Below are 15,321 nucleotides of genomic sequence, written 5' to 3'. Positions count from 1 at the left end.
AATGTAGGATGATGGAGAAAGGGCGATCACGTCTATAGCATAAAAACTTTCGTAAATCCGGTGGAGTAATTTTAAAATGATCCAAAGGCTATATATCCATAACTTTAGATGCTTAGAAAATTTTGAACTGAGCTTAAAGGATCTGCCATCGGCTTTATTAATTGGTAAAAATGGAGTAGGTAAATCAACCATTTCTGATGTATTACAAATCTTTCAATCTATTGGTCGAGGAAAGAATAGAGTTCGTGATTTAGTTAAACCCAAGGGTTTTGCTCGTGGTCGCTCTGATGTGCCAATCCGCTTAGAAATAGAAGTATTACTTCAGGAAAAATTATATCAATATATTTTAGCTTTTGAGTTACCGAAAAATTTTAAAGGACTTCGAGTTTCTGAAGAAAAACTATTAGTGACAGGAGAGCCAATTTATTCTCGAACTCAGGCACAATAATAAAATATTAGTAGCGATTAAAATCCTTTTTTGCTTATATTTTTTAAATAGTTCATCTATCAAAACTCTCGAATTTTCATGGATTCTACTTCTCCGGTTTCAGCATTAATTTTAAATATTTTATATTCTCTGTCATATTGAGGAACTTCTTGCAGTGGATTATTAGAATTTACACAATCAAACCCTAATGTAATTAACCAAAATTGTTTATCCTCAGATAATTCAACTTCTTCTAATCTTAAACTTTGGATAGAAGAATCTATCATATCCTGTAAATTATTAAAGTATTTTTGTGCTAAACCAACCGCAGCACGAACATCAATTTTAGGTAAATTTTTAACTGATGATTCCATATTTTTTCCTTCAATGGGTTGAAATGATATCCTAATTAAAAATTATATCCCCTCAGTAAAGATATGATATACCACGTTTCTATCCAGGGGAATAGGGATTCCTTGTTTCTAGGTTCTACCTAGAAATGCTTCTCCTGTGGCTCTGCCACCCATATAATAATAGAGGCAGAGCCTCAATAGGGTATTCCCAGGCGGGAGCCTGGGAACAAGAAAAGCGAGTTAACGATCTTTTAGAAGAGTTAATAGAGGCAGAGCCTCAGTATAGTATTCCCAGGCGGGAGCCTGAGAACCAGAAAATAGCAAAACTTAAGCCAGAAATCCGGTTCATTGGAGGGGTTGGTGGGGTTTTAAAGCCTCAAAAATAACCGATAACAGACGTTTCTGAATGGCGGGAGTTCTCAACACTTTTTTGTCCGCAGAAAACGGCTGCAACCCTAGCAAAACGACATCATATTTAGTTCCAATCTCCAACCCACTCGCCTCAAAAATCGGTTCGTATTCAGCAGGAACTGGGATATTTTCAATCCAATATTCACCGTGAATGGTTTGACTGTCAAAAAACGCGATGCCGAGATTACTTTCTTTGTAGCGAAAAAACTTAATTTTTCGGACTTGGCGTTCCTTGGCTCCGACCAAATCTGATACCAGATCGGCGGCTCCGAATATTTTATTCAGATCGAACATAAGTTAAACCCTCTATAGTCGTCGGTTAATACTAAGTAGCGATCGCATACTGCTATTATTATAGCAGTATTCGTTAATCCAAATTTTGTAAACTCTAGCAAAAGTATCTATTTATATTTTATCACATCCACAAATTAGCAGGATTATCTTGATCTTCATTCCATTTGGCAGGATTATTAACAATATATTCCTGAATCTTAGCTAATGATTGTTCATCTCGAATGATATGATCATAAAATCGAGGTTGCCATGCAAAATTATCGTAACCATTTTTACGACACCAACGGGTTACAGAAGATTTATAAGCATTAATAATAGCTTGTAAGGAACCTGGTTTTAAGGGTGCAAATTTGTTAGATTCATTCGTCCCTTGTAGAGACGTGCCATGGCGCGTCTCTCCGTGTTCTTCGTTCTGCGATCGCTCAATCACAAGAATCCCATGTACATGATTAGGCATAATAATATAAGCATCTAGGTAAATATCCTGAAAATGATTCGGAATGTCTGACCAAAATTTATTGGCAATTTCACCAATAGCAGAAAATTGAATATTACCGGAAACGATATCACCAAAAAACCACAGTTTATCCTTTGTGCAAATGGTAACAAAATACCAGCCATTGGCAGCATAATTATGATGAGGTAATCGTGTAGATTCAATCCGATATTTATTTTTATATAATGTCATCGTTGTCCATCCTACATTTATTCTTACCCTACATCACGGCTATATTTCCTAAACCTAGTAGAGACGAGCCACGGCGCGTCTCTCTCTTAAATTAATATTTATATCAGATCACGGTGGTGTTCCCTAGATCTCGTAGAGACGAGCCACGGCGCGTCTCTCTCTTAAATTAATATTTATATCAGATCACGGTGGTGTTCCCTAGATCTCGTAGAGACGCGGCATGGCACGTCTCTCTCTTAAATTAATATTTATATCAGATCACGGTAGTGTTCCCTAGATCTCGTAGAGACGCGCCATGGCGCGTCTCTACAGGGGGTTATGGATTGTTTAAAGGATTTTATTCAATCCCTTCAATACGGTCTTCAACTTCTTGGTATAACTCGCGCAGACGATCTAAATTCTCTTCGCTCGTTTCCCAATAGCCGCGACCATTCACCTCTAACAACGTGCTAATAATCTTGCGGAAAGAATGAGGATTTAAGTTCATTAAACGTTTTTGCATTTCTGCATCTTCAATAAACGTTGTATTTACATCCTCATACACCCAATTATCCACAGCACCCGCCGTTGCACTCCATCCCATTGTATTAACAAGGCGCTTAGAAAGTTCGCGCACCCCTTCATACCCATGAGATAACATTCCTTCATACCATTTCGGGTTTAGAAGTTTAGTCCGTGCATCCAAACGCACCGTTTCCGATAACGTCCGAACTTGAGCATTTGCTGTTGTTGTATCCGCAATATAAGACGTCGGTTTTTTGCCATCCTTGCGTAAACTGGAAATTAATTTCGTCGGGTCAGAATCGAAATAATGGGAGACATCCGTTAAACTAATTTCCGAAGAATCTAAGTTTTGAAAGGTCACATCTGCGGTTTTTAACGCCGACTCGAAGATATTTCGATCTTGTTCCATTGTCCCTGGATTATCAGAATTAAAGGCAAAAGATTTGCGTTTCAAATACATTTCCTGTAACTCAGATTCCTGTTCCCAACTGCTATTTTCAACAGCCAAATTCACATTAGAAGAATAGGAACCGGAAGCATTAGAAAACACCCGTGTTGCAGCTTGTCTTACCGATACCCCTAACTCTTTCGCCTGTTCTATAGCGTGTTTGCGAACGAAATTCATTTCCAACGGTTCATCAGATTCGGCAGCCATTTTTACCGCTTTATCTAATAGCGCCATTTGGTTAATAAATAAGTCGCGGAACACCCCAGAACAGTTGATCACGACATCAATTCGAGGTCGTCCCAACTCTTCTAAAGACAGTAACTCCAACTTATTCACCCGTCCTAACGCATCGGGTACGGGTTTAACCCCCACCATCCACATGACTTGGGCGAGGGACTCCCCGTAAGTTTTGATGTTATCGGTTCCCCAGAGGACGACGGAGATGGTTTCTGGGTAATTTCCACCATTTTCGACCTTTTGCCGCTCTAACAGCCGTTCTACGACAATTTGGGCGGACTTGACGGCTGCTGCGGTGGGGATAGACTGGGGATCGAGGGCGTGCATATTTTTGCCCGTCGGTAATACATCCGGGTTACGGATGGGGTCGCCTCCTGGCCCTGGTAAGATGTATTCCCCTTCTAACGCCCGCAGCAACGAACCTAACTCGTTATCGGCGCAAACCTGTTGTAAGCAGAATTCCAAATACTCAAATAACGGTTTAATGGGTTCGGGGTCAATTTTGGTGAAACCGGACTCATGGAGGGACTCAACCCAGGGTTCTTTTTTACCCATATTGAAGAAGTTGAGTTTGGAGACTAAGGAAACTCGTCCTTCGGCGTCGGTTTGTTCGTGGACTAAGGCGGTGACAGCAGCGCGGGTGGCTTCGGTGATTTTTTGTAATAACTCCACATCCGCTAATACCCCTAAGTTATTATTGCGGTAGAGTTCCTCAATATCGCGGTTGAGACTATTGGCAATAATTCGGGGTAAACTGAGAAGACCTTCTTCTTCTCGATCAATACTAGCGATATTGACCAGGGTTGAAATTGCTTCTTCGGCGGTGGGGGGTTTCCCAATGACGTGCAACCCACAGGGTAACAACCGCGACTCAATTTCCATTAACCGCCGATACACTTGTCCGACAATATTATCTCGTTCTTCTGCGGTTAATTCAGACGCATCTTTTTCGGGTAAAGTGACATCTTGGTCTAAATTCACCAAGCGACACTTATCCATAATACTGTTAACAATTGCCACGCCTCGACCGCTATCTTTCAGGGTTTGATAAGAGGCAATTAACTCGTTGAGTTCTTGCAATCCTTTATATAACCCTGCGTTCTCCGCAGCCGGGGTTAAATAAGAAATGGTTTCGGCATAACTACGACGTTTGGCAATGGTCGCTTCGCTGGGGTTATTGGCGGCGTAGTAATACAGGTTAGGAATACTACCAATTAAATTATCGGGGTAGCACTCTCCCGACATTCCCATTTGTTTACCGGGCATAAACTCTAAGGAACCGTGAGTGCCAAAGTGTAATACTGCGTCCGCTTGCCAAACTTTTTCTAAATAGGTATAGTAGGCGGCGAAGCCATGATGGGGACTGGCTGACCGGGAGAACAACAACCGCATCGGGTCGCCTTCATAGCCGAAGGTGGGTTGAACGCCGATAAACACATTCCCAAACTGTTTCCCGAAGATTAATAAATTCTCGCCGTCGGTGTTTAACGTTCCTGGTGGTGGCCCCCAATTTTCATTGAGTCGATCATAATAGGGGGTTAACCGTTCATATTCGGTAACGGACATCCGATAGGCGATATTCAGTTCTGGGCTTTGATATTGGGCGGTGGCGTCGTGAATGACTTCCTGCATCAGTTTCTCGGCGGACTCTGGCAGGTCTTGAACGTCGTAGCCATTGCCTTTTAAGGCTTTGAGCACTTCATAAATAGACCCGAACACATCCAAATAAGCCGCCGTCCCGACGTTGCCTTTATCGGGGGGGAAACTGAAAACGGTAATAGCAACTTTTTTGTCTAATTTGGGTTTTTTCCGTAGATTAGCCCATTTTAAGGCACGTTGGGCAATCGCTTCAATGCGGTCTTGTAACGCAATGGCTTTTCCGGTTGCCCCATCCCGTCCTGATATAATAATCGGTTCAATGGCGCCATCGAGTTCAGGAATAGCAATTTGCAGCGCCACTTGGATCGGATGTAACCCTAAATCGCTTTCTTCCCATTCTTCAGTGGTTTGGAAGACTAAGGGCAAGGCCACCATATAGGGACGGTTTAACCGTTTTAATGAGTCTATCGCTTTTGGGTGATCTTGTCGAGCGGGGCCACCCACTAAGGCAAACCCGGTTAAGGAGACAATAGTATCCACAATAGGTTGGGCTTGAATACCTTTCGGGGGGTTATCCCAGAAATACTCCTCGATGGGTTTAGAAAAGTCTAACCCCCCTGCAAATACAGGTAAAACTCGCGCCCCTAACGCTTCGAGTTCCTGTACCATTGCCACATAATGGGCATCATCTCCCGTTACCAGGTGTGTCCGTTGCAGCACTAAGCCGACGCAGGGCGCTAGGGGATCTTTTTGGTCGTCGGGAATATCGTCGCGGCTGTTATTCCATTGGAAATATTCTTTCGCATCCTCAAACATTTTCGGGGCGAGGGGATGCCAAATACCCATATCGGGATAGGTTACGGGGTCAGCAAATTGCAGTTTTTCTTTACCCGTAAACACATATTTTGCCCCTAACATCAGCAAGAAGTTTTCCAGGTTTTCGGAAGACCCCCCTAACCAATATTGGAAGGATAACATAAAGTTGCGTGCATCCTGGGCTTTGTCCATGGGTAGGTATTTCAGGACTTTGGGTAAAGTTTGCAGCAACTTCAGCATCGCATCTTGGAAAGAGCCCCCAGACTGTTCTTTCCGTTTTTTCATGAACTGGGCGATGGCACTTTTGCTTTGTCCCAGTTGTGCCATTGAGAATGTCCCCATTTTGTTGAGGCGCATCACTTGAGGCATGGAGGGGAAGACCACCGCCACATCTAGTGTATCTCGATAGGGGGTCACGGCCTCAACAAGTTTATCGGCTAAATCTTCAATAAAAATCAGGGAGGCTATGAATATATTGGCCTGGGATAAATCTTGTTTAAAACTTTCGTAGTTTTCCGCAGATCGTAACTCTTCGATCAAATAACCGCTAATTTCGATCGCAACATTCGGGTTATTTTTGTTAATGGACTCCACTGCTGCCGATAAGGCACTTTGATATTGCGCTTCTAACACCACATAGACGACTTTCATCAGTTGTCGCCCGTTCAGGTCATCTGGCTTGATGTGTCTAATGGTGGGTTTTACATAAGTAAACATATCTTAATTTGTTCCTTTTTTGTCTGCTCTCTCTTAAGGTGATCGGCTATGGGCATGGCCAGATCATTCGGGCTTACACAGGCAAGATGCCTGTTCCACTTTGAGTATTGTTACCAGAAAATGGGCATTCTGGGCAAATTTGTCCCCCATTTGCAATAATTCGACAAGAAAAATGTAATTTTTTTTTATATTACTTGACTTTTTACACAGGTTTATTCTTAGGAATTATTTGCAATAACTCAGAATTGATTCATATTTTTTACAGTTTGTTTAAAAATGAGGAGCAACTGCACCAATAATAACCTCTCCCCGTTTTTCTTTTTCGGCGCATTCCTGATTTAAGTCTAAGAGTTTTTCTAAGAGATTATCCTCTGGTTTAAAATGATAGGCTTCTATGACCCATTGATCAAGGTTTTGATGCAATTGATATAATTTAGAGGCGGGTTCAGGGTAATATTGATTATACAGTTGAGTAATTCCCCAGCCTTTTTTCTCCATTTCTTGACTCCGATATTCATGTAAGTCCATAGCTGTTTTTCTAATCGTCTCAACAATCTTTTTACTGGGGGTTTGAGGAAAGGGGAAGGTTTCAAAACAAGTTGTATTAGTATACCTTGTCCGATCTTCTAATGTAGAACTTTGCGCTTTCACCCAAATTCTATGAATATTGGATGTTAATAGTCCTAAAATATAATAATCATCTGATGGAATTACGGTAATTGAATTATTGGGTAAATATTGAATTGGAGATGGTAAAGGGATAAACCATTTAGAGTGACAAGGAATAAGAAAACAAATAGATAATTTACCTAAAGCTTTTCTCATCGCTTCATTTGTTCGTTTAAAACGCCACCATTTTTCTCTTAAAACAGCCTCTCTGTTGTTTTCTCTTTCAGGTTTGACATGAATTTTTAGATACTCAAAAGGTAAATAGTAATCAGTAATTTCCTCAAGAGACATATTTTGGAAATCAATAATCCAGCGACTCGGTTCACCATTAGGATTATCAGTTAAATCCGTTGCAGAAATTAATTGTTTAATAACAGTTAGATTTAGATTATTTTGTTTAATCCATTCATCAGCCAGTGTTTGGGAAATAAAAAATCCTTGACTATTAGGTTGAACACCAACAAAACTTTTTTTTAAATTAGCAGATAATTTAACAGCTTTAGATCCATCAACTAATGATGTTAAACTAGAATTAATTTGCGGAACAAAATTGCCATCTAAAGAGCAAGATTTGACCGGAATTTTACACCAATTGACAATACTAACATAAACGGCGGCTTCACCCGACCAAACTTGACTTGATATAGCATTATAAATATGACCCTCATTTTCAATAATATAATCTAAACTCGATTTTCTATTTTTCCCCTGACAAATAGAATTAGTTGCAACTAAACCAATTCTACCCGTTTTCGATATAGAATTATGCGCTAATCTAAACCAATAGCAAGCAAAATCAATTTGCGCTTCCATATCATTAAATTTATTAAATACTTTCTTAGCATATTCATCCCCTAATTCTTGACGAATACGATAACCTCCCAAAAACGGAGGATTACCAATAATAGCATCAGCCTTAACCCATTCTGTAAATAAAGCATCGGTACAAATAATATTTTGATCTAAAGTATCTAAAGGTAAGGAAGGTTCATTTAAACCTAATTTATCGATAGTAACCTTACGCCCAACCATTAAAGTTACCTTGGCTAACTCTACCGCAAAAGCATTGATATCCATACCATAAAACTGTTGAGGACTGACCTTTTGCGTATAACCAGAAATATCCTCAAAATTAGCGATTTTCTCGAATAGTATTTTTTCAATATATTTTAACTCTTGATAGGCGACATAGAGAAAATTACCTGAACCACAAGCGGGATCAAGAATTTTATAATCAATTAATTCATGATATAATATTTGTAACTCCTTTAAGGTATTCGCTTGACTGATGCGATTTTCCCAATATTCTCGAATGGTGGGTAAAACAATACTTCTAATATCAGCTTCTGAGGTAAAATGAATCCCGTGAGCATGACGTTGTTGTTTAGATTTTTTCTGGGTTTTATCGGTATAGTTTAAAGCGCCTTCAAATAAATTCCCAAAAATAGAAGGACGGACTTTACTCCAATCTTGACCCGCACAAGCAAATAATAAATTTAACTCCCCGTATTCTAACTTAATTGGATGAATTTCTTGAAATAATCCGCCATTAAAATAGTCTACTCCTTCATAACGTCCATCGGGGACAACCCCAGTTTGATTCATGGCTTGAAACAGTCCCCCTAAAATATCATAAGCATTCTCTTGATCTTCCAGACAATCTTGTAAACAACGGGTAAATATTGCGGGTGGAAGTAAACCAATATCTTCAGCATACATCGCTAAAATACATTGTAAAACAAAACGTTGTGCTTGCAGGGGGGTATATTTTTTAAAATGATTTCTTTCACCTCGTTCTAATAGAGAATGTAAAACATCTCCTAAACGTCTGGCTGCTTTTTCTGTAATTTCAACTTGATTATTTTTAAATTGAGGACGGAGATTTTTGGCTTCTAAAAAGCTAAATGCTGGAATGCGTCTGGGTAAATCTTCTAAGGCTATAATATCAACCGGGTCATCGGGTTGATTATCAAAGTCATAAATATGGAATTCATCAAAATTACATAAAATTACATAACGCGGGCGATCGCTTTTTTTAATTCTAATATAATATCGTTCAGCTTGGGTGCGATACTCTCGATCTTGCAGATCACTCCCGCGTTTTTTCATCTCAATTAAAACATGATTTTTCCAAAGTAAATCAGCAAACCCCATATTTCCTGATTTCTCGGCTTTTTCAATGCGTTGCTCAAAGGTTGCTCCCGCTTGTAATGGGCCTTCATATCCAAAAGCCTGAAACAAACGATCTAAAAAAATTTGCCCTTGTCCCTTTTCATCTCCAGTTATATACTGTTGACAATAATTAACAAATTGCTGCAAACTTTCTGGGGTAGTGGGCATTAGTACAATCCGTGATTAACCCTGGGTTTAATTATATTCCTTAAGGATTAATACATCAACTGGGTTTCTGTATAGGACTGTTTTATTTTTTTTGGTAAATAGTTCCTAGATGTTGAGGTGCGTGCGTTGGCACTTACGCACCCTACAATCTAGGTTTAAGTGAAATAAGTTACATTAACTTTCTTTTAGTTACCAAAAGCATCTTTGATATTATCAACGGTGCGCTCAATGGCATTTTTGGTATTATCTACGGCTTTCTCAGTTCGAGCAGCATCTTGATTGGCTCTTTCTTCAATTCGTCCGCTATCTTTGCTGGCTTTGCGCTCAAGGAAATTACTATTGTCCGTTGCTCGATCAACTCGATCAGCATTTTTATTGGCCGTTTGTTTCACCTGATCTTTCGTATTTTCAATGAAATTTTTGGCTCGATCAGTATCTTTACTCACTTTCTCTTTAACTTGATTGCCCGCATCTGATAGAGTAATCAAGTTAGGAGTGGGATTAGCCATTGCAGCAATATTTGTTGAGAAAAATATCCCTTGCCAAAAAAAGGCGATCGCTGAGATAAAAAATAAAGTTGTCATCATCCACCGTCCCACCGTTGAAGCCAATTGGGTAAAATAATTCGGTTTCATAAAATACATTGTTTTGAATTTAACATTTTATTTGTACTTGATCTAGCTGGCTAACTAAATCTTTCCCTAGACATAATTTTTTTGTTCGTAAGTTGCTGAAATAATTCTCTCTTAGGATAGATTATAACTCTTGCAAAATAATTTTGTAGATTATGCTCAAGATAAAATTTATATCAATAGTATCGATACGGGTTGGATTACAAATGAAAATCCCTATCCTTAAAAACAAGATGATCAAAAGTAAATTTATTATGTACGAGTATCAATGATTTTATAAGATGCTTTTTGACCCACAGTAGAGACAAGAGGATGAGGATGAATAAGAATGGTTGACTGTTGACTGTAAGCGGCTATCTCCCCCCGCTTCACATTCCCTCTGCGCCCGCTCTGTTGAAAAATACTACAAACTTGTATTATAATGGAATGGACGAGCTTAGGGGAAGCTGAAGGTATGGATTTATCTGCAAAAGATCTCGAAATTACCCTAAATGTATTACAACATCTTGCGGATCATCCGACTCGCATGAATTCTCAAGAGCGGTTGAGAAGTTTAATCATCAAAATTTATAAACAGCATAAAAAACAACAGAAGCAACGAAACCAACAACTTAAAGCTTCTCAACAAAAGCCTTTAATTAAAACAATTGATGGCATGGCGCGAATTTATGATCCAATTGTTCAAGGAATTCAAAATCCATCTGAACCTTTATTCGGTCATTTTTTGAAAAATTATGTTCCTTCTCCTTGGTAATCAGTTATCAATTTTTAAGACACAATATTCTACCCCAACATCAAAAATACGAGTTCCTCCTCCTTCTGCGATGGTTTGTCGCAATGCGTTGGTATCGGTGATGGCTACCCCAGCCAGATAGTTAATTCCCATCTGGGCTAATTCGGGTAACCAGGGAGTTGTAGGGCCCATTAACACTAACTGCGCCTGTTGCGATAACTCCACCAAGCGGGGAAAGGTTTTGTTAGCAATGGAAGTGGCGGTGAGGAAAACCCAGTCTGCTTCTGGGAGGAGGTATTCACAGGCGATGTCGGGTAAATCTTGAGCAATGGGTTGACGCTCTAGGACGGTAATATCTGCCTGTTGTTCGTACTGAGAAAGTCCGGGGTAGCGACCAATAACAACGACTCGTTTTCCCTGAATTAAAGGGAGAAAATGCTCAAATACAGCTAGATTGGCTGAACCGTGAGAAGATAGGCGTTGAGCCTGTGGTAGTAACGGTGACGTCGGATTAATCACGGAATTGATCACCGCCATACCGATAGTCGCTTGGTAACTATCCCAGGAGCGCACCCAGGGGGCTAAATCAGCAATGGCTTGACCCACTAAAGTTCCTGACCAGGATAAGGTGCGATTGGGTTGGCCCGGACTCATACACAACCCTATACCCTCGGCTTGGCAGAATGTCCAGGTTAGTCCCAAGATAATTTCCTGCACCGTTGCGTTACTATGGCTTGATTTCTCCAGTAGGAGATCGTAAATTTCGCGGGAATGAATTTTCATTGAAATCAGTTTTTAGTTCAGCTTTTTGTTGGGTTATCTAATTATCCACCAATATCAGCGATTCTGTGAAATAGGCGATCGCAATAGGGTGCTTTCTTACGAACAATAGAGACATCAATTATTGCTAAGAGTTTAGGCCCATGATTAATCTTGTGATATTCGCCTTTTTTTGTTCTTTCCGTTGCCCTTTTTAACGCAGATTCTATATTAGCTTTAGAAATTTCTTCAACATTATTATTACGAGGAATTGCATTTCTATTAAATCCTTGACCGTAATTGTCGGCTAAGGTATCAATATCAGCAATTAGCCAACTTTCCATGACTTGAACCATTAAATGAATGTCATTTTCATCAATTTCAGACAAATCCCATTTTTTATCACGGTTCATAAGATGTTGTCTAGCACTTGATACCTTGACAAAATTCTCGGAATCAACTAACAAAAGATTGATAGCATTAGGATGACTTTTTAAACCATACGTGAAGTTTTCATGAGCGGCATTTCTGCTTCCGCATACAACACAAGTAACCCTTTTTCCTGTTAAGCGTTGCAAAAATTGGCTCATTCCTTGTCTAAAGGTAGCTTTAGTATTCTTTCCATCACCCCCACCTTCTACATAAATCCGAATTTCTACCATCGATTTCCTCCAATTTCTCCCATCCGCCATAAATCCCCTAAGCTATAATTTTCTAGCCAATCTTTCAGCTTTTTTGGTTCTAATCGTCTGATTCGACTTCCTCTTTCATCTTGTTCACAGACGAGAATAGATTCGGGAATTTCACTTAAAGCGGATATCAAAGCATCGGAGTGAGTGGTAACAATTAATTGAGTTCTTTTAGAAGCATCAATTAATAATTCAGCAATGGTAGGTAAAATATCAGGATGCAATCCTAATTCGGGTTCTTCAATACAGATTAGAGGAGGAGGAGTTGGATGTAAAAGAATCATTAATAAGCAAAGATAACGTAATGTTCCATCAGAGAGACGAGTCGCTGGAATCGGTTGATTAAGTCCTCGCTCATGTAAAAAAATCTGAACTGTTCCCCCCGCTATTTTTATAGTAATATCCGTTACAGGTTCATAAAATTTTTGTAAATTTTCAACAATTTTTCTGCTTCCAATACGGTGCTGCAAATCATTAAGAATTAATCCTAAATTACTACAATTTTCGAGTAAAAAATCTTCAGGTAAATCTAACTTTTGGGGCATTCTAGGAGGAGTATAACGCCCTAAATTCCACTCTCTATAAAGTCGGATTTGACTAAATTGATTACTTAAATAAGTTAATTCTGGGTATAAATCAGGATCTTTTCGTTGTGATAAAACGGATTGATCAGGTTTTAAGTCTTCTCGTCTCAATTGACGGCGAGTGGGTTCATTTTCTGTTATTGTTCTTGCATTGAGTACAGGATGACCCTGTTGATAGCGATAGAAAAAGAAAACATCTTGTTCATAATCATTATTACGATGTTCATTTTCGATAGCTTCATCAATAATTTCTAAGCGTTGGCCAACCGTTGTAAAATCAAGCCGATAGCGTAAAGGCATCCGACCTTCTGGATAATTAATAATAGCTTCAATTCTGGCAATGGGAGTTTCTTGAGTTCCTTTCCATAGCCATTCATTGATTCCGCCACCTTCACGAATTGGCTTAGTTAAATCGGTTGGAATCCCTTGCAATAAGCCTAATACTTCAATTAAATTTGATTTTCCCACACCATTTGTGCCAATGATGACATTTAGGGGCTGTAAATCAATTTTTTCTTCTGATGAACCATAGGAGAGAAGGTTTTGGATTTTTAGCGAATTAATAAATTTATAGCCTTCCATAAAGCCAGTTTTGAATACCTCTTAAAGTTTATTTCATATCCTGTAAAAAAACATAAATTGAATTTTAATATAACACGAAAAGTTTATTTTATCAAGTGCTAATCTCACTGATGCCAATTTTGCTAGAAATAAAATGCTTATAGCATGAGATTTTGGGTTTTTAGAACTGAGTAACTATTTTACTTACCTATTCCTGATAAAAAGAAAAATTGTTGACTGTTAATGGTTGACTGATCAAGAGAAGAATCTGTAGAGACTAAGCATGGCTAGTCTCTACACTAATAACTGTCTATTACTGCAACCGCTCCATTAAACGATCGCCCACTCGCAGCGCATTAGCAATAATTGTCAAAGCCGGACTAACCCCAGCATTAGAAGGAAAGAAACTACCATCTACCACATAGAGATTATCGAGATCGTGAGCCCGACAGTTGGGGTCTAATACCGAAGTTTGGGGATCATCGCCAAAACGACAAGTACCACACTGATTGGCCATCACCTGAATCGGCACTTCACCACGGGGATGCAATACCCCCTGTTGAAACCCGTCCAGTTGTTTTTCAATCGTTTTTAAAACTTCAGTCCAGCGATAAATTAAGCGATCGTGTGCCTCGTTATTATTAGCAGTATAGTCAATAAATAGTTTTCCCCCTTCAAACCGGACTCGGTTATTCGGATCGGGTAAATCTTCCGTTTGCGCCCACCAACCGATAGAATGGGTTGCCAACTGCTTTAATCCGAAACCGGGCATAAATTTTGCCAGTAAGGAAAACATCGGTGGCGCTTCGGCGAAAATTATATCGGTCAGCAGTCCGCCGGAGTTTTGAATCTGTCCCATAGGATAAGGGAAATCGTGATCGCCCCAATAGAAATCATTGACACAGACCGTCTTTTGAAATGCTCCAGAATTGGGTTTGGTAGTCAGTTGTACGATTACGGTCATCAGGCTTTTCATTAAATTTCGCCCGACTAAACCCGAACTATTGGCCAAACCGTTGGGATGGCGATCGCTCACCGAACGCAACAACAACGCCGACGAGTTCACCGCACCGCAAGCCAACACGACAATATCCCCTAGAAACAGATGGGATTGTCCATCGATCTCAGCTTGTACCCCTTTCACCACCCGACCCGATGGATTGATGTGCAGACGAACCACCTTCGCCCCGGTTTTCAGGGTGACATTAGGATGTGTTAAGGCTGGAGCAATGCCACTAACTTCCGAATCGTTAGTTGGATCGTCATCCTGGCGGGTAAGAGCTAAAGGCAAAGGAGCAGGATGAAGACCAAGTTTAGCGATCGCTTCATAGATTTGGGCAACTTGAGGTTCGGTAGCTACGGCTGGGAATGGATAATCGCCACTATGGGGAGGTTCGGTCGGATCGTCATTTGCCTGACCATGAACCTTATACAGCGTTTCAGCTTCTGTATAGTAGGGTTCAAAATCCGAGTATTTCAAACACCATGCAGGGGAAATACCCCCTTGATGGTGGACAGTTTCAAAATCCCGTTCCCGAAATCGGAGTAAGGCAGCGCCATAGATTTTGGTATTACCACCAACTGCATAATTCATTTGAGGCGAAAACGGTTCTCCGGCGCTGTCATACCACTGTTCCGGGGCATGATAGCGTTCCCGCTTGAAGATATCGACATTACTGCGATTCTGTTCCTCCAGGGGCATAAAATCCCCCCGCTCCAAAATCAATATCTTCTTCCCGGTCGAGGCTAACTTATAGGCGAGAGTTCCTCCCCCCGCGCCCGTACCAATAATAATTAGATCGTAGTATTGATCGTCAATAATCATGATGTTTACCTACTTATAGCAGTAGCCAAGATTGT

The 15,321-nt window shown here is 40.0% G+C and carries 12 protein-coding genes; 2 read left to right on the top strand and 10 right to left on the bottom strand.

Annotated features, from left to right (window positions below):
* Nucleotides 1-76: 76 nt before the first annotated feature.
* Nucleotides 77-448 (top strand): AAA family ATPase, encoded by a 372-nt coding sequence (locus tag NMK36_RS22595; RefSeq protein ID WP_083579930.1) that lies wholly within the window; start codon nt 77-79, stop codon nt 446-448.
* 59 nt (nt 449-507) lie between these two features.
* On the opposite strand, the gene NMK36_RS22590 is transcribed toward NMK36_RS22595, so the two are convergent.
* The 6 genes from NMK36_RS22590 to NMK36_RS22565 form a co-directional block, all read right to left on the bottom strand.
* Nucleotides 508-801, bottom strand: coding sequence for a hypothetical protein (locus NMK36_RS22590; RefSeq protein ID WP_072718380.1), 294 nt, complete (start codon nt 799-801; stop codon nt 508-510).
* Between the two features lie 324 nt (nt 802-1,125).
* Nucleotides 1,126-1,485 (bottom strand): hypothetical protein, encoded by a 360-nt coding sequence (locus tag NMK36_RS22585; RefSeq protein WP_072718381.1) that lies wholly within the window; start codon nt 1,483-1,485, stop codon nt 1,126-1,128.
* A 121-nt stretch (nt 1,486-1,606) separates the two neighbouring features.
* Nucleotides 1,607-2,173 (bottom strand): transposase, encoded by a 567-nt coding sequence (locus NMK36_RS22580; protein WP_254174680.1) that lies wholly within the window; start codon nt 2,171-2,173, stop codon nt 1,607-1,609.
* A gap of 337 nt (nt 2,174-2,510) precedes the next feature.
* Nucleotides 2,511-6,494, bottom strand: a complete 3,984-nt coding sequence (locus NMK36_RS22575; protein WP_254174679.1) for a magnesium chelatase subunit H — start codon at nt 6,492-6,494, stop codon at nt 2,511-2,513.
* A 270-nt stretch (nt 6,495-6,764) separates the two neighbouring features.
* Complete coding sequence (locus NMK36_RS22570; RefSeq protein ID WP_254174678.1) at nt 6,765-9,503, bottom strand: class I SAM-dependent DNA methyltransferase; 2,739 nt, start codon at nt 9,501-9,503, stop codon at nt 6,765-6,767.
* 185 nt (nt 9,504-9,688) lie between these two features.
* Nucleotides 9,689-10,138, bottom strand: a complete 450-nt coding sequence (locus NMK36_RS22565) for a hypothetical protein (protein ID WP_254174677.1) — start codon at nt 10,136-10,138, stop codon at nt 9,689-9,691.
* Nucleotides 10,139-10,556: 418 nt separating this feature from the next.
* On the opposite strand from NMK36_RS22565, the gene NMK36_RS22560 reads away from it, so the two are divergent.
* Nucleotides 10,557-10,889 (top strand): hypothetical protein, encoded by a 333-nt coding sequence (locus NMK36_RS22560; protein WP_254174676.1) that lies wholly within the window; start codon nt 10,557-10,559, stop codon nt 10,887-10,889.
* Here NMK36_RS22560 and NMK36_RS22555 read toward each other — a convergent pair whose 3' ends face one another.
* The 4 genes from NMK36_RS22555 to NMK36_RS22540 form a co-directional block, all read right to left on the bottom strand.
* Complete coding sequence (locus NMK36_RS22555; RefSeq protein WP_254174675.1) at nt 10,890-11,651, bottom strand: DUF364 domain-containing protein; 762 nt, start codon at nt 11,649-11,651, stop codon at nt 10,890-10,892. It lies immediately after the preceding gene.
* A 41-nt stretch (nt 11,652-11,692) separates the two neighbouring features.
* On the bottom strand, nt 11,693-12,289 hold the full coding sequence (locus NMK36_RS22550; RefSeq protein WP_254174674.1) for a DUF4276 family protein: 597 nt from the start codon (nt 12,287-12,289) through the stop codon (nt 11,693-11,695).
* Entirely contained in the window at nt 12,283-13,482 is a 1,200-nt protein-coding gene (locus NMK36_RS22545; protein ID WP_254174673.1) for an AAA family ATPase, read from the bottom strand. Before NMK36_RS22545 ends, NMK36_RS22550 begins: the two co-directional genes overlap by 7 nt.
* Nucleotides 13,483-13,774: 292 nt before the next feature.
* Nucleotides 13,775-15,286, bottom strand: a complete 1,512-nt coding sequence (locus NMK36_RS22540) for a GMC oxidoreductase (protein ID WP_254174672.1) — start codon at nt 15,284-15,286, stop codon at nt 13,775-13,777.
* Nucleotides 15,287-15,321: the final 35 nt, after the last annotated feature.

Origin of the sequence: Planktothrix pseudagardhii (assembly GCF_904830925.1) — a bacterium.
GTDB lineage: Bacteria > Cyanobacteriota > Cyanobacteriia > Cyanobacteriales > Microcoleaceae > Planktothrix > Planktothrix tepida.
The sequence above is the reverse complement of the archived record's forward strand: the minus strand, read 5'-3'. Positions and strand labels throughout refer to the sequence as shown.

What these genes read in the sequence shown, in the direction of transcription:
- NMK36_RS22595 (WP_083579930.1), top strand. Translation starts at nt 77, where the DNA reads ATGATCCAAAGGCTATATATCCATAACTTTAGATGCTTAGAAAATTTT.
- NMK36_RS22590 (WP_072718380.1), bottom strand. Translation starts at nt 801, where the DNA reads ATGGAATCATCAGTTAAAAATTTACCTAAAATTGATGTTCGTGCTGCG.
- NMK36_RS22585 (WP_072718381.1), bottom strand. Translation starts at nt 1,485, where the DNA reads ATGTTCGATCTGAATAAAATATTCGGAGCCGCCGATCTGGTATCAGAT.
- NMK36_RS22580 (WP_254174680.1), bottom strand. Translation starts at nt 2,173, where the DNA reads ATGACATTATATAAAAATAAATATCGGATTGAATCTACACGATTACCT.
- NMK36_RS22575 (WP_254174679.1), bottom strand. Translation starts at nt 6,494, where the DNA reads ATGTTTACTTATGTAAAACCCACCATTAGACACATCAAGCCAGATGAC.
- NMK36_RS22570 (WP_254174678.1), bottom strand. Translation starts at nt 9,503, where the DNA reads ATGCCCACTACCCCAGAAAGTTTGCAGCAATTTGTTAATTATTGTCAA.
- NMK36_RS22565 (WP_254174677.1), bottom strand. Translation starts at nt 10,138, where the DNA reads ATGAAACCGAATTATTTTACCCAATTGGCTTCAACGGTGGGACGGTGG.
- NMK36_RS22560 (WP_254174676.1), top strand. Translation starts at nt 10,557, where the DNA reads ATGGAATGGACGAGCTTAGGGGAAGCTGAAGGTATGGATTTATCTGCA.
- NMK36_RS22555 (WP_254174675.1), bottom strand. Translation starts at nt 11,651, where the DNA reads ATGAAAATTCATTCCCGCGAAATTTACGATCTCCTACTGGAGAAATCA.
- NMK36_RS22550 (WP_254174674.1), bottom strand. Translation starts at nt 12,289, where the DNA reads ATGGTAGAAATTCGGATTTATGTAGAAGGTGGGGGTGATGGAAAGAAT.
- NMK36_RS22545 (WP_254174673.1), bottom strand. Translation starts at nt 13,482, where the DNA reads ATGGAAGGCTATAAATTTATTAATTCGCTAAAAATCCAAAACCTTCTC.
- NMK36_RS22540 (WP_254174672.1), bottom strand. Translation starts at nt 15,286, where the DNA reads ATGATTATTGACGATCAATACTACGATCTAATTATTATTGGTACGGGC.